This window comes from Nocardia sp. NPDC050717 (genome assembly GCF_040654275.1).
In the GTDB taxonomy this organism is placed as follows: Bacteria; Actinomycetota; Actinomycetes; order Mycobacteriales; family Mycobacteriaceae; genus Nocardia.
Genome location: NZ_JBFAHR010000014.1, coordinates 55,043 through 72,020 on the forward strand (window position 1 = coordinate 55,043; position 16,978 = coordinate 72,020).

At 70.0% G+C, this 16,978-nt stretch carries 15 protein-coding genes; 7 read left to right on the top strand and 8 right to left on the bottom strand.

Annotated elements, in window-relative coordinates; genetic code table 11:
• Nucleotides 1–45 precede the first annotated feature (45 nt).
• Both AB0H56_RS24945 and AB0H56_RS24950 read left to right on the top strand, forming a co-directional pair.
• Entirely contained in the window at nt 46–1,710 is a 1,665-nt protein-coding gene (locus AB0H56_RS24945) for an alpha-(1->6)-mannopyranosyltransferase A (RefSeq protein ID WP_357167588.1), read from the top strand.
• Nucleotides 1,707–2,768 (top strand): phytoene/squalene synthase family protein, encoded by a 1,062-nt coding sequence (locus AB0H56_RS24950; protein ID WP_357167590.1) that lies wholly within the window; start codon nt 1,707–1,709, stop codon nt 2,766–2,768. The genes AB0H56_RS24945 and AB0H56_RS24950 overlap by 4 nt, the downstream gene beginning before the upstream one ends.
• Here the strand turns inward: AB0H56_RS24950 and AB0H56_RS24955 are convergent.
• Nucleotides 2,752–3,039 carry a hypothetical protein gene (locus AB0H56_RS24955; RefSeq protein ID WP_357167592.1) on the bottom strand — a complete coding sequence of 96 codons (288 nt, stop codon included), beginning with the start codon at nt 3,037–3,039 and terminating at the stop codon, nt 2,752–2,754. The two genes, AB0H56_RS24950 and AB0H56_RS24955, sit on opposite strands and share 17 nt — an antisense overlap.
• Nucleotides 3,040–3,067: 28 nt before the next feature.
• Entirely contained in the window at nt 3,068–3,430 is a 363-nt protein-coding gene (locus tag AB0H56_RS24960) for a metalloregulator ArsR/SmtB family transcription factor (RefSeq protein ID WP_110040789.1), read from the bottom strand.
• Nucleotides 3,431–3,592: 162 nt separating this feature from the next.
• Here AB0H56_RS24960 and AB0H56_RS24965 point away from each other — a divergent pair, with 162 nt between their 5' ends.
• A complete protein-coding gene (locus AB0H56_RS24965; RefSeq protein WP_357167801.1) occupies nt 3,593–5,881 on the top strand; it encodes a heavy metal translocating P-type ATPase in 2,289 nt (762 codons plus the stop codon).
• Between the two features lie 279 nt (nt 5,882–6,160).
• Here AB0H56_RS24965 and AB0H56_RS24970 read toward each other — a convergent pair whose 3' ends face one another.
• Nucleotides 6,161–6,529, bottom strand: coding sequence for an Rv2175c family DNA-binding protein (locus AB0H56_RS24970; protein WP_357167594.1), 369 nt, complete (start codon nt 6,527–6,529; stop codon nt 6,161–6,163).
• 133 nt (nt 6,530–6,662) lie between these two features.
• Here AB0H56_RS24970 and pknB point away from each other — a divergent pair, with 133 nt between their 5' ends.
• Nucleotides 6,663–8,597, top strand: a complete 1,935-nt coding sequence (pknB, locus tag AB0H56_RS24975) for a Stk1 family PASTA domain-containing Ser/Thr kinase (RefSeq protein ID WP_357167803.1) — start codon at nt 6,663–6,665, stop codon at nt 8,595–8,597.
• A gap of 246 nt (nt 8,598–8,843) precedes the next feature.
• Here the strand turns inward: pknB and AB0H56_RS24980 are convergent, their stop codons facing one another.
• Nucleotides 8,844–10,229, bottom strand: a complete 1,386-nt coding sequence (locus tag AB0H56_RS24980) for a class II 3-deoxy-7-phosphoheptulonate synthase (RefSeq protein WP_110040895.1) — start codon at nt 10,227–10,229, stop codon at nt 8,844–8,846.
• A 136-nt stretch (nt 10,230–10,365) separates the two neighbouring features.
• Between AB0H56_RS24980 and AB0H56_RS24985 the strand changes: the two genes are divergently transcribed.
• Nucleotides 10,366–10,863, top strand: coding sequence for a polyadenylate-specific 3'-exoribonuclease AS (locus AB0H56_RS24985; RefSeq protein ID WP_357167805.1), 498 nt, complete (start codon nt 10,366–10,368; stop codon nt 10,861–10,863).
• Between the two features lie 63 nt (nt 10,864–10,926).
• On the opposite strand, the gene AB0H56_RS24990 is transcribed toward AB0H56_RS24985, so the two are convergent.
• Genes AB0H56_RS24990 through AB0H56_RS25005 form a run of 4 tightly spaced genes read right to left on the bottom strand, consistent with a single transcriptional unit; the run spans nt 10,927 to nt 15,221 of the window.
• Entirely contained in the window at nt 10,927–12,549 is a 1,623-nt protein-coding gene (locus AB0H56_RS24990) for a cytochrome bc complex cytochrome b subunit (RefSeq protein WP_357167596.1), read from the bottom strand.
• A complete protein-coding gene (locus AB0H56_RS24995; RefSeq protein WP_357167807.1) occupies nt 12,546–13,685 on the bottom strand; it encodes a ubiquinol-cytochrome c reductase iron-sulfur subunit in 1,140 nt (379 codons plus the stop codon). Before AB0H56_RS24995 ends, AB0H56_RS24990 begins: the two co-directional genes overlap by 4 nt.
• A gap of 5 nt (nt 13,686–13,690) precedes the next feature.
• Entirely contained in the window at nt 13,691–14,554 is an 864-nt protein-coding gene (locus AB0H56_RS25000) for a cytochrome c (protein WP_232997752.1), read from the bottom strand.
• Nucleotides 14,555–14,609: 55 nt separating this feature from the next.
• The gene (locus AB0H56_RS25005; protein ID WP_110040793.1) at nt 14,610–15,221 is read right to left on the bottom strand and encodes a heme-copper oxidase subunit III; all 612 of its coding nucleotides are present in this window, start codon (nt 15,219–15,221) and stop codon (nt 14,610–14,612) included.
• 181 nt (nt 15,222–15,402) lie between these two features.
• Between AB0H56_RS25005 and AB0H56_RS25010 the strand changes: the two genes are divergently transcribed.
• Together AB0H56_RS25010 and trpD are read left to right on the top strand one after the other, a co-directional pair.
• Nucleotides 15,403–15,822 (top strand): hypothetical protein, encoded by a 420-nt coding sequence (locus AB0H56_RS25010; RefSeq protein WP_357167598.1) that lies wholly within the window; start codon nt 15,403–15,405, stop codon nt 15,820–15,822.
• Between the two features lie 93 nt (nt 15,823–15,915).
• The gene (gene trpD, locus AB0H56_RS25015; RefSeq protein WP_357167600.1) at nt 15,916–16,977 is read left to right on the top strand and encodes an anthranilate phosphoribosyltransferase; all 1,062 of its coding nucleotides are present in this window, start codon (nt 15,916–15,918) and stop codon (nt 16,975–16,977) included.
• Nucleotide 16,978: the final 1 nt, after the last annotated feature.

Sequence of the window (16,978 nt, forward strand, 5' to 3'; positions counted from 1 at the left end):
GGGGACCGACCGAAGATGCCGCCCCCCGAGACGACCGTAGGCCCCATGGACACCACGCGCACCCTCGAGCCGCAGCGCCACCTGCCCACCGGGACCGATCCCGGCGTCCGGTCGTGGCTACGCACCGCGGGCGATTTCGCCCGCAGCCCCGAAGGCCACGCGGCCGTGATGGGCTTCTTCGGCGCGGCGATGATCACCTTCGGCGGGTTCGGCGCGGGCGCGGTCCGCAAGCGCGACCCGCTGCTCGAGGCACTGCACCTGTCGTGGCTGCGGTTCGGGCACGGATACGCGCTGTCCACGATCCTGATCTGGGCCGGCGTGCTGATGATGATCACCGCGTGGGTTCGCCTCGGCCGCACCACGATCGGCAAGGGCGGCGGCGGCACCGTCACCCTCAACGAACTGCGCGCGATCGTCGGTATCTGGATCACCCCGCTGTTGTTCGCGGCGCCGATGTTCAGCCGCGACGCCTACTCCTATCTCGCCCAGGGCGCGCTGCTGCGCGACGGTTTCGACCCCTACCAGGTGGGTCCCGTCGCCAACCCCGGCGTGCTGCTCGAGAACGTGAGCCCGGTCTGGACCACCACCACCGCGCCCTACGGTCCGGTGTTCCTGCTCATGGGCCGCGCCATCACGATGATCACCGGCGACAGCGTCATCGGCGGCACCATCGCCCTGCGGTTCGCGATGCTGCCCGGCCTGGCGCTGATGATGTGGGCGGTGCCGTATCTGACCAAGCACCTGGGTGGCAAGCCCACGGTCGCGCTGTGGCTGGCCGTGCTCAACCCGCTGGTGCTCATCCACCTCATCGGCGGCGTGCACAACGAGATGCTGATGGTCGGGCTGATGTGCGCCGGCATCGCGCTGGTGCTGGAACGCCATCACGTGGCGGGCATCGTGGTGGTCGCCATCGGCGTCGCGATCAAGGCGACCGCCGGGGTGGCGCTGCCCTTCCTGGTGTGGATCTGGATCCTGCACGAGAAGGAACGCCGCGCGGCCCAGCGCGCCGCCGAGCATCCCGAGGCGGCCGGGGTGTCGGAGGATCAGAAGCATCCCGACGCCGCCAGGGCCACCGCCGACATGCCGCATCCGCTGTTCACCTTCGCCAAGATCGCCGGTCTCGGCGTGAGCGTGTTCGCGCTGGTGTTCCTGGCCGCCTCCGCGATCGCCGGGGTCGGATTCGGTTGGGTGACGGCACTGCAGGGCTCGAACAAGATCATCAACTGGCTGTCGCTGCCGACGATCCTCGCGCACATGGTCACCTGGGTGACCCCGCTGCGCCTGGACCCCGTGCTCAGCGTGACCCGCGAGCTGTGCAAGTTCGCGCTGGTGGCGCTGCTGGTGGCGATCTGGTGGCGCTTCCGGCACTCCGAGCGCGAGGCCGTGCTCGGCATCGTCATCGCCTTCGTGGCCATCGTGCTGCTCTCCCCCGCCGCGCTGCCCTGGTACTACTCGTGGCCGCTGGCGCTGGCCGCCGGGTTCGCGCTGTCGACGGTGACCCTGCAGTGGCTCGTCGGCATCTGCACCTGGCTGATGCTGGTGTTCCAGCCCGACGGGTCGATCGGCCTGTACAACTTCTGGCACGTCGCGCTGGCGACCTTCGCCGCCGTGGTCGCCGCGCTCTCGCTGCGCGTCGTCGACCCGCTGCATCTGCGGTCGGCCAGTGCGCGAGCCGCGACGAAGGAACCGGCGCCGACCCTCCCGGCATGAGCGGGATACGCCGCGCGGCGGCACCGGACGGGTCGAGGACGAACCCCGTCGCCACCCACCGGGCGGTGGACCCCGAGCGCCGGGGCGAATCACCAAGCGACAGAGCCCCGCTCGACCTCGACGCCGCCTACGCGACCTGCCGGCGGATCGCCGCCGAGCACGGCCGCACCTACTATCTGGCGACGACCCTGCTCACCCCGCCGCGGCGCCGGGCCGTGCACGCGCTGTACGCCTTCGCCAGGATGGTCGACGACATCGTCGACCACGCCGACAACCCCGGCCACGTGCTCGATCCGCGCGACGGCGGCACCCCGGGTGGGCCCGCGATCGGCGCGGCCCAGCACCTCGACCTGGTCGAGCAGCAGCTGCGCCGCGCCCTCGAGCACGGCACCGTCGACCTCGCCGATCCGCGCCGCCGCCAGATCCTCGCCGCCGCGGCCGACACCATCCACGGCTACGACATCGCGCACACGCACCTGTGGACCTTCCTCGACGCCATGCGCATGGACGTCCCCGGCACCGCCACCCACCGCACCCACTACGCCACCATGGCCGAGCTGCGCGAGTACATGCGCGGGTCGGCGGCCGCCATCGGGCTGCAACTGCTGCCGGTGCTCGGCACGGTCGTCCCCGTCGCCGAGGCCGAACCCGCCGCGGCGGCGCTGGGCGAGGCGTTCCAGCTCACGAACTTCCTGCGCGACGTCGGCGAGGATCTCGACCGCGGCCGCGTCTACCTGCCCACCGCCGAACTGGCCGCGTTCGGCGTCGACGAGGAACGCCTGCGGGCCTGCCGGGCCAGTGGGCGCACCGATCGGCCGCTGCGGCGCGCGCTGGCCCACCTGATCGCGCTCAACCGCGACATCTACCGTCGCGCCACCCCGGGCATCGACCTGCTCGAACCCCGCGTGCGCCCGGCGATCCGCACGGCCGCCGTGCTCTACGCGGAGATCCTCGACCGGATCGAGGCGGCGGACCACCAGGTGTTCCAGCGGCGAGCGACGGTACCGAACCACCGCCGGATCCTCGTGGCCGCCAAGGGCTTCACGACTCGCGGCTGAGGCCGTCGGTCGCTCGGTCACCGGATTCGAACTCGGCCTTGCGGCGGGCGAGGTAGCCGGGCCAATCGGCTCGCGCCGCGACCACGTCGGCGAGGGACAGCTTGATGACAGCGCAATGGCTCAGTGAACACGCGCGCGGCGAGGTGGCGTCGATCAGCGAGATGCCGCCGATCTCGTCGCCGTCGTCGATGTAGGTGCACAGCACGGGGTGGAAGTGACAGTCCTCGTAGATGTCTCCCGGGCGCAGCTCACCCGGACGATCCCTCGTCATGGTCCGAGTATGCCGCCGTGCCGGATGCTCAGCCTGCGATGTCGGGGCGTTCGGCGAGGCCGAGGCGCAGGTGTTCGCTGTGGTAGACCGCCTCGTCCAGCAGTTGGGCGACGTGGTTGTCGTAGAGGCTGTAGACGATGCTGCGCCCGGCGCGGGTGCCGGTGACCAGGCCCAGGTTGCGCAGCAATCGCAGCTGATGGGAGACGGCGGACTGTTCCATCCCGACCGCCTCGGCGAGCTCGGTGACCGGCCGCGGACCCTGCCGGAGCTCGGAGAGGATCAGCAGGCGGCTCGGAGTCGCCAACGCCTGCAGGGTGGTGGCCACGTGCGCGGCGGCAGTGGCGTCCAGCCGCTTCATCGGCTGGTCGCGGCCCTCCACACCGTGTCCCATGGCGTGGAGTCTAGCGGAGACCAGCACATGAATACCTCTTCATATGATCTGTTATTCTCGGGTGCCTTGTCCCTGATCCGGAGGTGCTTCGTGGTCTCGTCCACCGCCGTCCGCCCGGCCGCCGTCGCGGCGCCGCGCACCCGGCTGTTCGCCATCCCCGAGATGCGCTGGGCCGCCGCCGCGACCGCCCTGTTCGCGCTCGGCCTCGTCGCGAAGTTCACCGGCGGGCCGAGCTGGCTGTGGTGGGCGCTGCTGCTGGCCTGCTACGCCACCGGCGGGTGGGAGCCGGGCCTCGAGGGCCTGAAGGCCTTGCGCGAGAAGACCCTCGACGTCGACCTGCTGATGGTGGTCGCGGCGATCGGCGCGGCCGCCATCGGGCAGATCATCGACGGCGCCCTGCTGATCGTCATCTTCGCCACCTCGGGCGCGCTGGAGGCGCTGGCGACCCGCCGCACCGAGGACTCGGTGCGCGGCCTGCTCACCCTGGCACCCGACACGGCGACCAGGCTCGACGACGGAGTGGAACAGACCGTCGCCGCCGCCGACCTCGCCGTGGGCGAGGTGATCCTGGTGCGCCCCGGCGACCGGATCGCGGCCGACGGGCGCGTGCTCGACGGGGCGAGCGAGGTCGACCAGGCCACCGTCACCGGCGAACCGCTGCCGGTCGACAAGGCCGCCGGTGACGAGGTGTTCGCCGGCACCCTCAACGGCACCGGCGCCCTGCGGGTGCGGGTCGAGCGCAGGGCCGAGGACTCGGTCGTCGCGCGGATCGCGGCGCTGGTCGAGGAGGCGGGCCGCACCAAGGCCAAGACCCAGCTGTTCATCGAGAAGATCGAGCAGCGCTATTCGATCGGCATGGTGGTCGTCACCCTCGCGGTGTTCGCGGTGCCGCTGATTCTCGGTGCGACACTGCGTGATTCGCTGCTGCGCGCGATGACGTTCATGATCGTCGCCTCCCCCTGCGCCGTGGTGCTGGCGACCATGCCGCCGCTGCTGGCCGCCATCGCCAACGCCGGGCGCCACGGTGTGCTCGTGAAATCGGCCGTGGTGATGGAACAGCTCGGCGCCACCACCCGCGTCGCTTTCGACAAGACGGGCACGCTCACCCGGGGCACCCCCGAGCTCGTGGAGATCCATCCGCTGCCCGGCGCCTCGGCCGGCCCGGCCGCCGAGCACCGGATTCTGCGCCTGGCCGCGGCCGTCGAGTTCCCCAGCGAGCACCCCTTGGCCGCCGCGACCGTCCGCCTCGCCCGGCAACGGGGTATCCCGCTACCGGCGGTCACCGAGTTCGCCGCCAGACCGGGCCGCGGTGTCTCCGGCCGCGTCGACCACCACCTGGTGCGCGTCGGCTCACCCGGCACGCCCCCGCCGGCGGGTCCTGGGCTGCCGGAGGCGCCCGAGCATCCGACGACGTGCCTTCGCGACGGCGCGGCACCACCACCCGACGTCGACACCGATCCCGCGGATCCGGCGCTGCCTGCCCTGCCCACGCCGTCCGCGACACGGCTACGCGATGGCGTGGCCCCAGCACCCGACGTTGTCGGCCACCCGGCTCGCGTGCTGCCGGAAGCGACAGAACAACAGCCCGGCCCACGAGTACGCGGTGGCGTAACGGTACCGCCCGGCGTTGCCGCCCCGTCTGCGGCGATCGACGCACCGGCGCGTGACGGTGACAGCGACGGCCACGCATCGCTCGGTGCCGCGGCGCCGCTTCTCTCACGGGTGCGGACGGCCCTGACCGCCGACGCGGGGCAGCCGACCGAGGGGGTCGCCTCGACGCCCCAGGCCGACCTCGTCGCGGCGATCCGGTCGCGTGGCCGGACCGCTGTGGTGGTGGTCTGTGACGAGGAGCCGATCGGGGTACTCGGGTTCGCCGATCAGGTCCGCCCGGATGCGGGCGCCGCGGTAGCCGCGCTCACCCGGATGCAGGGCGGCGCACCGGTTCTGCTCACCGGGGACAATCACCGCACGGCGGAAAGGCTGGCCGAGGAGGTCGGCATCACCGAGGTGCGGGCGGGGCTGCTACCGCACGAGAAGGTCGCCGCGGTGCGCGCACTGGAGAGCGGGGGCGAGCGGGTGACGATGGTGGGCGACGGGATCAACGACGCGCCCGCCCTGGCCGCAGCGCACGCGGGCATCGCGATGGGCGGGGCCGGTTCGGATCTCACGGTGCAGACCGCGGACGCCATCGTCGTCCGGGACGATCTGACCGCCATCCCCACCGTCATCGCGCTCTCGCGCCGGGCCCGCCGGGTGGTACTGGCCAACCTCGCCATCGCGGCGACCTTCATCGCCGTGCTGGTGGTGTGGGACCTGTTCGGCCATCTCCCCCTGCCGCTGGGCGTGCTCGGCCATGAGGGCTCGACAGTCATCGTCGGACTCAACGGCCTGCGACTGCTCCGCTCCACCGCCTGGCATCAAGCCCGCCACCAGGCCGCGGGCAGCCGGTAGCCGCCCGACCGCGGCCGATGGCTGAACGGTCCGCGCCCCTCGACGCCCGGCGCAACGTCGGCCCGCGAACCTCGGCCACGCCGCGATACGTCCAGCCACGAACCTCGGCGGCCCCGCACCGTCAGCCCGCAGACCTCGATCACCCGGCGCAGCGTCAGCTTGAGAACCTCGACCGCCCCACGGATCGTCGATACGACTCGGTGTGCGATATCGGTGGCAACGGCGGAACGCGTGCTCAGCGGCGCACGGTCCGCGCCGAGAGCCGTGCGGAGCGAGTGCTCAGAAGGGTTCGGCGGCGGCGCGGCGGACGACCTCGCGGGCCAGTGGGCCGTGCAGGGCGTCGACGGGGCGGCCGGGGAGGGAGTCGTCCTCGGTGAAGATCCAGCGCAGGATGTCCTCGTCGGAGTACTTGCCGTCGCGCATCACCGTGATGAGACCGGGCAGCATCCGGACGACCTCGTCGTTGTCGTCGAAGAAGCGGGCCGGGATCCCGGCGACACCGCCCCGGCGCACCGCGAGGATCTGGTGGTCACGCAGCAACTGGTGCACGGCGGTGACCGGGATGCCGAGCAGGTCGGCGACCTCGGGCAGCGGGAGGAGGGTTTCGGTGTCGGGCAGCACGTCGTCGCTGCAGGGGAAGGCACTCACCCGCACAGGGTAGTACGTGTGGCCCGGCACGCATCGTCGGGCACAGCGGTGGCACCCCGCTACGATCGTGGGGGCCGCACACGGTGGCCATTCGCTCGTCGTTACTGCCGGAGGACATCACTTGATCGGCCAGATGCTGGAAGGGCGCTATCGCATCGATGCGCCGATCGCGCGCGGCGGAATGTCGATGGTGTTCCGTGGCACGGACACCCGGTTGGATCGTCCGGTCGCGATCAAGGTGATGGATCCGAAGTTCGCCGGGGATCCCCAGTTCCTGACCCGCTTCGAGTTCGAGGCGCGCGCGGTCGCCAAGCTCAAGCATCCGTCGCTGGTCGCCGTGTACGACCAGGGCATCGACGGTGAATACCCGTTCCTGATCATGGAATTGGTCGAGGGCGGCACGCTGCGCGAGCTGCTGCGCGAACGCGGCCCGATGCCGCCGCACGCCGTGCGCGCCGTCGCCGAACCCGTGCTGCGCGCCATCGGCACCGCGCACGACGCCGGCCTGGTGCACCGCGACATCAAACCGGAGAACGTGCTGATCTCCGACGGCGGCGAGGTGAAGATCGCCGACTTCGGCCTGGTCCGCGCCGTCGCCGCCGCGAACACCACCTCCGCGAGCGTCATCCTCGGCACCGCCGCGTACCTCTCCCCCGAGCAGGTCACCACCGGCACCGCCGACGCGCGCTCGGACGTGTACTCCTTCGGCATCCTGATCTTCGAACTGCTCACCGGCCGGGTGCCGTTCACCGGCGACAACTCGCTGTCGGTGGCGTATCAGCGGGTGGAGAACGACGTGCCGCCGCCGAGCCAGTTCATCGACGGCGTGCCGCCGGAGCTCGACGAACTGGTCGCCAAGGCCACCGCCCGCGACCCGCAGCAGCGCTATGCCGACGCCAACGAGATGGCGGCGCGGCTGCAGACGATCGCGATGGAACTCGCCCTGCCGCCGTATCGTGTTCCGGCGCCGCGGGATTCGGCCGAACATCTCAGCGAGAGCTACCGGACCGGCGCCGCGCACCACCCCGGTGACCGCCCGATGACGCCGCATCCGGTGGCGATGCATCCGTCCCCTGGACTCGATCATCAGCCCCAGCACACCAAGGTCGTCACCGCCCCGCGCCCGCGGGCCGACGAGTACGCCCCGGCGCACGCACCCGCGCCGCACCACCCGTACGTGCCCAACGAGGCCGCCTCGCGCCGCACCGGCATGGTGTGGGCCGCGATCGTCACCGCGCTCACCCTGCTGGTCGGGATCGGCGGCTGGTGGCTCGGCGTCGGCCGCTACACCTCGGTGCCGCCCATCGCGGGCATGGATTCCGAGCGGGCCGTCGCCGTGCTGCAGGAAGCCGGTTTCGAGACGGTGCTGCGCAACAAGGCCTCCGACACCATTCCGGTGGGCGGGGTCGTCGGCACCGATCCCTCGGCGGGTTCCCGGGTCACCAAGAGCTCGACCATCGCGGTACTGATCTCCAATGGCAAGCCGCGCGTGCCCGACATCAAGCCCGGCGACCAGATCAGCGCCACCAACGAGGCGATCCGCGACGCGGGCCTGCAGCCGATCGACGCGGGCGAGGCGCCGAGCACCGCGCCGAAGGGCTCACTGGCGAAGGTGGACCCGGCGCCGGGCACCGTGCTGCCGATGGGCGCGCAGGTGAAGGTGTACCGCAGCAAGGGCTCGCAGCCGGTCAACGTGCCCGATGTGCGCGGCAAGACCGCCGAGGAGGCCGCCGAGGCGCTCACCACCGCGGGGCTGACCGTCCGCGAGACCCGCGTGCAGTACGACAAGAGCATCGAGGGCGACAAGGCGATCGCCACCGAACCCGCCGTCGGCACGACCCTGCAGTCCGGCGACAGCGTCACCCTGATCGTGTCGAACGCGGTGAAGGTGCCCAATGTGATGGGTCAGAGCGTCGGCAACGCCCGCGCGAAACTGCAGCAGCTGGGCCTGCGGGTGGAGGTCAAATCGCTGACCGACTCCGACAGCTCGCTGGTGATCGGCCAGGTCCCCGGCTTCAACTCGAATGTGGAGGCGGGCAGCGTCGTCTCGCTGACCGCCCTGCCTTGAAGAGCACAGGCCCCGGACAAAGACGACAAGGAAAAGCCCGGACGCGGCAATCGCTGACCGCCCGCACCTGACCGCCCGCACTCCCGGCCCCGCACGACCCGACCCCGAGGAGGGTCCGCCGCGTCAGCGGCGGGTCGCGGCCGTCCCGTCGATCAGGCGCCGTTGCGCAAGCGACGAAGGAGCAAGCAATGGTGCCTGATCGACGGGACACAAAGGGCCGCGACCTCGAGCGCGCCAGCGCTCAGATCAACGCAGCATCTCGGCTACCAGGAACGACAGTTCCAGGGACTGCTGGGTGTTCAGGCGGGGGTCGCAGGCGGTCTCGTAGCGGTCCTCGAGGTCGAGGTCGGAGATGTCCTGCGCGCCGCCGAGGCACTCGGTGACGTTCTCGCCGGTCAGTTCGATGTGCAGGCCGCCGGGGTGGGTGCCCAGAGCGCGGTGCACCTCGAAGAAGCCCTGCACCTCGTCGACGATGCGGTCGAAGTGGCGGGTCTTGAAGCCGGTCGAGGATTCGTGGGTGTTGCCGTGCATCGGGTCGCACTGCCAGATCACCTGGTGACCGGTGGCCTGCACCTTCTCGATGATGGGCGGCAGCACGTCGCGCACCTTGCCGTTGCCCATCCGGGCCACCAGGGTCAGCCGGCCCGGCTCGTTGTTGGGGTCGAGCCGCTCGACGTACTCCACGGCCTGGTCGGGCGTGGTGGTCGGGCCGATCTTGAGGCCGATCGGGTTGGCCAGCAGTTCGGCCAGCGCGATGTGGGCGCCGTCGAGCTGACGGGTGCGCTCGCCGATCCACAGGAAGTGCGCGGACAGGTCGTAGAGCAGCGGCTCGCCGGTCTCGCTCTCACTCAGCCGCAGCATCGCGCGCTCGTAGTCGAGCACCAGCGCCTCGTGCGAGGCGTAGATACGGGCCGACTTCAGGCTCGGGTCGTTCACCTGGCAGGCGGTCATGAACCGCAGGCCGCGGTCGATCTCCTCGGCCAGCGCCTCGTAGCGGGCGCCCGCGGGCGACTGCGCCACGAAGTCGCGGTTCCAGTCGTGCACCTTGTGCAGGTCGGCCATGCCCGCGGTGGTGAGCGCGCGGACCAGGTTCATCGCGGCGCTGGCGTTGGCGTAGGCGCGGACCAGGCGCGAGGGATCGTGGCGGCGCAGCGCCTCGTCGGCGACCAGCGAGTTGACCATGTCGCCGCGGTAGGACTTGAGTCCCAGCGCGTCGATGTCGGAGGAGCGCGGCTTGGCGTACTGGCCCGCGATCCGCGCCACCTTCACCACCGGCAGGCTGGCGCCGTAGGTGAGCACCACGGCCATCTGCAGCAGGGTGCGGATGTTGCCACGGATGTGCGGTTCGGTGTTGTCGGCGAAGGTCTCCGCGCAGTCACCGCCCTGCATGAGGAACGCCTCACCGCGCGCGACCGCGGCGAGCTGGGATTTGAGCTCCTCCACCTCCGCGGGCAGGCAGATGGGCGGCACGCTCTCGAGCACGGTGCGCATGGTGGCGGCCTCGTCGGCGTCCCAGGACGGCTGTTGCAGCGCGGGCCGGGCCAAGGCGGCGTCGAGCCTGCTGCGCAACTCGGCGGGCAGCGGCGGCAGTTCCGGCAGGCGGTCAATGGGTACGTCGACGGTCCAGGTCACCAGATCAGAATACGGAACCATCGCGTGCGCAGGTCACGCGCGGGCCCCGTATAGGGTTCCACATTGACATTGACCCACCCGCGGGTCACGGCGGTCCGCGCGGACCGCCGCCCACCGGCACGAAGAGGCGATCTCCCTGCGATATTTCTATGATTCGGAATTCATCGAGGACGGCGTGACGATCGATCTGATCTCGATCGGCGTCGTCTGCGAGGACGGGCGCGAATACTACGCCGTCTCCACCGAATTCGACGCGGGCCGGGCGGGCCCGTGGGTCCGCAGGCACGTGCTGCCCAAGCTGCCGCCCGCGGGCTCGCACCTGTATCGCACCCGCGCGCAGATCCGCGACGACCTGCACGCCTTCTTCCTGCCGCGCTCCGGCGTGCATCCGGAACTGTGGGCCTGGGTCTCCGCCTACGACCACGTGGCGCTGTGCCAGCTGTGGGGCGACATGACCGCCCTGCCCAAGGACATGCCGCGCTACACCAACGAGTTGCGCCAGCACTGGGTCGCGCACGGCAGCCCCGACCTGCCGCCCATCCCCGGCGACGCCCACGACGCCCTGGCCGACGCCAGGCACAACCTGGCCAAGTTCGAGGCCATCGAGGCCTACCGCCGCACCCCGCGGCTCTGAGCCGGAAACGCCGAAAGGCCCCGAGTCGCGTGACTCGGGGCCTTTCTCGTGCTGCGTGCGCGGTCAGTGACCGTGCGAGCCGTTGTTGTCGCGGGCCTGCTCCTCGGCGAGCGCGGTGAGCATCTTGTGCTCCTCGGCGTGCTCGTTGGCGAAGTAGGCGTCGGACTCGGCCTTGGGGTCGGCGAAGAGGAAGCTACCGGTGCCCGGCTTGCCCGCCGAACCCAGCTTGTTCATCTTCTTCGGCACCGCGGCGCCCTGGTACTCCAGCGGGATCGGGTGGCCGTGGTCGTCGACCGGGCCCAACGGCTGGTGCACCTCGATGTACTCACCGTGCGGCAGGCGCTTGATCACACCGGTCTCGATGCCGTGCTCGAGCACCGCCCGGTCACTGCGCTGCAGACCGATGCAGAACCGGTAGGTGACGAAGTACGCCAGCGGCGGCAGCAGCAGCACGCCGATGCGGCCGATCCAGGTGGTCGCGTTCAGCGAGATGTCGAACTTCAGCGCGATGATGTCGTTGACACACGAGAGCGTGAGCACCACGTAGAACGCGATCGCCATGGCGCCGATCGCGGTACGCACCGGCACGTCGCGCGGACGCTGCAGCAGGTTGTGGTGCGCGGTGGTGTCGCCGGTGAGGCGCTTCTCGATCCACGGGTAGGCGATCAGCAGGGTGAACACCAGACCCATCACCAGCGCGACCCAGACCACGGCCGGAACCGTGTAGCGGCCAAGGTAGAGCTCCCACGGCGGCATCAGACGCGCCAGACCGTCGGTCCACATCATGTAGAAGTCCGGCTGCGAACCCGCCGAGACCTGGGACGGGTTGTACGGACCCAGGTTCCAGATCGGGTTGATCTGCAGGACGCCACCCATGATGCCGACGATGCCGAGGGTGAAGGCGAAGAACGCGCCCTGGTCCGCGGCGAACACCGGCACGATGCGTGCGCCGACGACGTTGGTCTCCTTGCGGCCGGGGCCGGGGAACTGGGTGTGCTTCTGGTACCAGACCAGCGCGACGTGCGCGCCGATCAGCGCCAGGATGATGCCGGGCAGCAGCAGCACGTGCGCGATGTAGAGGCGCGGGATGATGATGTCGCCGGGGAAGTCGCCGCCGAACATCAGCCAGTGCATCCAGGTACCGATGACCGGAAGGCTCATCGTGATACCACCGAAGGCGGCACGAAGACCGGTACCCGAGAGCAGGTCGTCGGGCAGCGAGTAGCCGAAGAAGCCCTCGAACATCGCCAGGATCAGCAGCAGCGAGCCGATCACCCAGTTCGCCTCACGCGGCTTGCGGAACGCGCCGGTGAAGAAGATGCGGAACAGGTGGATGATGATCGACGCCGCGAACAGCAGGGCCGCCCAGTGGTGGATCTGCCGGACGAACAGACCGCCGCGCACCTCGAAGGAGATGTTCAGCGCGGTCTCGTAGGCCCGCGACATGCCGACGCCGCGCAGCGGCTGGTAGGCGCCGTCGTAGGTGACGTGCGCCATCGACGGGTCGAAGAACAGCGTCAGGTACACACCCGACAGCAACAGGATGATGAACGCGTACAGCGCGATCTCACCCAGCAGGAACGACCAGTGGGTCGGGAAGACCTTGTTGATCGACCGCTTCACGAACGCGGCGGCACGATACCGCTCGTCCATCTCGTTGGCTTGGTTCGCCACCAGAGTGCTCATGAACGACGCTCCCAGAAGGCCGGGCCGAGCGGCTCGATGAAGTCGCCGTTGGCGACCAGGAAGCCCTCGGAGTTGACGGTGATCGGCAGCTGAGGCAGTGCGCGGGCAGCGGGACCGAAGACCGGCTTACCCCATTCGGTCGCCGAGAACTGCGACTGGTGGCAGGGGCACAGGATGCGGTTGGTCTGCTGCTCGAACAGCGAGGTGGGGCAACCGAGGTGGGTGCAGATCTTCGAGTAGGCGAAGTAGTCGCCGTAGTTGAAGCTCTCCTGGCCCTTGCGCTTGATCGCCTTCTCGGCGTCTTCGGTACGCAACCGGATCAGCATGACGGAGTTGCGGACACCGCGCAGCGACTGCAGGGTCTCGTGCGCGTCGCCGCGCCACTTCTCCTTCCACGGGAACACGGTTTCCATGGCACCTGCGTCCAGATCCTCCGGGCGCACCAGCACGACATCTTCGGGGCGACCGGTGTCGCGACGGATGTAGATGGTCTCGCCGGGGAAGTCCGGGGTCCAGCCCGAGACCCACAGCGGCGACTTCTCGCGCTTGGCCCACGGGTTCTTCACCATGCCGCCGACGAACACCAGCAGCGCGCCGATACCGAGCACGCCGACGCCGGCGCCCGCGGTACCGAGCATCATCTTGCGGCGACCCAGGGTGGAGGTGTCGAGCGCGTCCTGCAGCTCGGCCGCCAGGGTGCGGCGCTCGACCTCGTCGGACGGACCGTCGTGACGCTCCTGGATGGAGATCTCGGCGGGGATGAACTTCTTGCGGATCAGCACCACGGCGATACCGATGACGAGCACCGAGATGCCGAAGGTCAGGCCGACCAGCGGGGTGAACAGCGAGTAGGCGGCGTGGCCCTCGTCGTTCTTGCCCTTCCATTCCCAGGGCCAGAACAGGAAGACACCGATCAGCGCGGCCGCGGCCAGGCCGGAGATGGCGAACCAGAACGTCACCTGACGTTCGGCGCGCTTCTCGGCGCGGGTGCCGGGGACCGGCCACCGCTCGCCGCGGTAGGCGACATCGACGCCGTCACGCGCGGTACCGAGCTCGACCAGCTCGTCACGCGACATCGCGTCCAGTTCGGCTTCGGTCGGTTCCCGACCCATGTCGTTGTGCTCCTGTCCACTCATGGCGCTCATGTCCTGGATCCGATCCACATCGCGGCGCCGACCACGGCGGTGATGCCGATGACCCAGATCGCCAGACCCTCGGTCGCCGGACCGAATCCACCGAGGTCCCAGCCGCCGGGCGACTTCTCCTCGACGGAGTTCTTGACGTAGGCGACGATGTCGCGCTTCTCCTCCGGCGAGAGCTGCCGGTCGGAGAACTTCGGCATGTTCTGCGGGCCGGTGAGCATCGCGTCGTAGATCTGCTGCTCGCTGGCCGGCGCCAGCGGCGGGGCGAACTTACCGCTGGAGAGCGCGCCACCACGGCCGGTGAAGTTGTGGCAGGAGGCGCAGTTCATGCGGAACAGCTCCGAACCACGGGCGATGTCGTCGCCGCGCAGCGATTCCTGAGCGACCTCACCGTTGGCGTCGCGGATCACCGAGGGGCCACCGCCGTTGGCGGCGACGAACGCGCCGAGCGCGTCGGTCTGATGCGCGTCGAACTTCTCCGGCTTGCGCTCGGCCTGGGCCTCGTTGCGCGTCATCGGCATGCGGCCCGAGGACACCTGGAAGTAGACGGCGGCCTCGCCGACGCCGATCAGGCTGGGACCACGGTCCTCGACGCCCTGCAGGTTGGCACCGTGGCAGGTGATGCACGAGGTGTCGTAGAGCTGCTTGCCCTCGCGGATGAGCGCGGACTGGTCCTGGTTCGCCGTGGCGACCTGCGGCTCGGGAGTGAGCGCCGTGGCCAGGAAGCCGGCCCCGACCAGACCCACCAGCAACGCGAGACCGCCCGCGATACGACGGCGAACACGACGCTGCTTACGCGTCTTGGCGGCCTGACCGTTGCCGGGGCCAGCGGGCTCTGGGGCCGACGGGGGAGATGAACTCATCTGTGTCCCTTTGGAGTAGACGGAACCGACTTGTGCAAATGCTGTGCGCCCGCGCCTAGCGGACGAAGTAGATCGTGGCGAACAACCCGATCCAGACGATGTCGACGAAGTGCCAGTAGTACGACACCACGATCGCGGCGGTGGCCTGCGCGGGCGTGAACTTGCTCAGCGTGGTGCGGATCAGCAGGAACACGAACGCGATCAGACCGCCGATCACGTGCAGACCGTGGAAGCCGGTGGTGATGTAGAAGACCGAGCCGTAGGAGCTGCCTGCGATGGAGGTGCCCTCGTGGACCAGGTGGTAGTACTCGTAGCCCTGGCCGAACACGAAGAAGGTGCCCATCGCCAAGGTGATCAGGTACCACCGGCGCAGGCCGAACACGTCGCCCTTCTCCGCGGCGAACACGCCCATCTGGCACGTGAACGACGATGCGATCAGCACGGCCGTCACCGGAATGGCGAGCGTCATGTTCAGCTCGGTCGGCTCCGGGGGCCAGTCGCCGTGCGCCTGCGCGCGCGCAACGAAGTACATGGCGAAGAGGCCGGCGAAGAACATCAGCTCGCTCGACAGCCAGATGATGGTTCCGACGCTGACCATGTTGGGCCGGTTCAGCGAATGCACACGCTGAGTAATGGCCGATCCTGGGGTGCCTACTGCGGTCGTCACGGGGTAAGTATGACTCTTCGTAGTACGACAGCTGTACCCGGGTACGAAAGTTTGTCGCGGGAATCGGAAAACCCACGCACAGAGGGGGTCCTGGACCCGCCTCGGCGTGTTGGCGACACCGGGTGCGAGGACCCATTGTGACAGCGCCAGATGTGGATAACCTGAGACGAAGGAGGTCGCGATGGTCGTGGTGCGGATGTGGCGGCGATTGTTCGGCGGGCACGCCGAGACACTGGACCCGGAGCGCGCCGATCTCGTCGTGGTCGCGGCGAGTTTCGACGATGCCGAGGCGTGTTCGACGGCGCTGGACCGGGCGACCGAACTGGACCGGGAGGCCGAGGCGGTGCTGCGGCACCATCTGCGCCTGCCCGCCGAGCGGATCGACGCGGCGTGCGAGATCGCCGGTTACGACGGCTACCGGCGGGCCGAACCCGCCGAACAGAGCGAGGGCGAGCTGGTACCGGTCGTCCTGCAGCGGGTGCAACTGCTCGATCCGCTGTCGTGTTCGCAGGAACGCTCACGGATGGCGGGCCTGGCCCAGCGCCACGACGGTGTCGCCGACGGCTGGGACGCGCTGCAACCACCGCGCGGCGCCGCCTAGACTTGCTCGGCAGCGCAATAGGGTTGCGCGATACAGGCGCGCGCGAGCAGAGTTCGCGCAGACGTTGTCGGTCGAACGAAAGATGCGGAGCAGATGAGCGTGCGCAGCTGGCCCCAGGTGCTCGGAACCCTCGCCGACGGCGGTGACCTGGCCGCGGACGACACCACCTGGGTCATCGACGAGATCTTCACCGACAACGCCACCGCCGCCCAGATCGCGGCGTTCGGGGTGGCCATGAAGATCAAGGGCCCCACCCCCACCGAACTCGCGGGCATGGTCGCCGGCATGCTCGGGCACGCCCGCCTGGTGCACGTCGACGGCGACGCGGTCGACATCGTCGGCACCGGCGGTGACCGGTCCGGGTCGGTGAACATCTCCACCATGTCCTCGGTGGTGGTCGCCGCGGCCGGGGTGCCGGTGGTCAAGCACGGCAATCGCGCGGCCTCGTCCAAGGCGGGCGGCGCCGATGTGCTCGAGGCGCTGGGCGTGAAGCTGGCGCTCGGACCGGAGTCGGTGGCGCGGTCGGTGCGCGAGGCCGGAATCGGCTTCTGTTTCGCGCCGCTGTTCCACTCCGGGCTGCGTTTCGCCGGTCCGGCGCGCAAGGAGATCGGTATCCCCACCGTGTTCAACGTGCTGGGACCGCTCACCAACCCGGCGCAGCCGCGCGCCGGCCTGATCGGCTGCGCGTTCGCCGATCTGGCCCCCGTGATCGCGGGTGTCTTCGCCGAGCGCGGCGCGAGCGCCCTGGTGGTGCGCGGCCGCGACGGACTCGACGAGATCACCACCTCCGACCTCACCGATGTGTGGGTGGTCAGCGACGGGCGGATCCGGCAGACCGTGCTCGATCCGACGGCGCTGGGCATCCCCCGCGTGGATCTGGACGCGCTGCGCGGTGGGGACGCGACGGTCAACGCGCGTATCGCACGCGAGGTCTTCGGTGGGACGCCGGGCCCGGTGCGTGACGCGACGCTGCTGAACTCGGCCGCCGCGATCGTCGCCTACGACCTGTCGCGCGGCGCAGGCGACGCCGATCTCGATCTGAACGCCGCGCTGACGGCCGGGCTGGAGCGCGCCGCGGCCGCCGTGGACAGCGGCGCGGCGGCGAAACTGCTCGACTCCTGGGCCCAGCTCACCAACACCCTCGACGAGCGCTGAG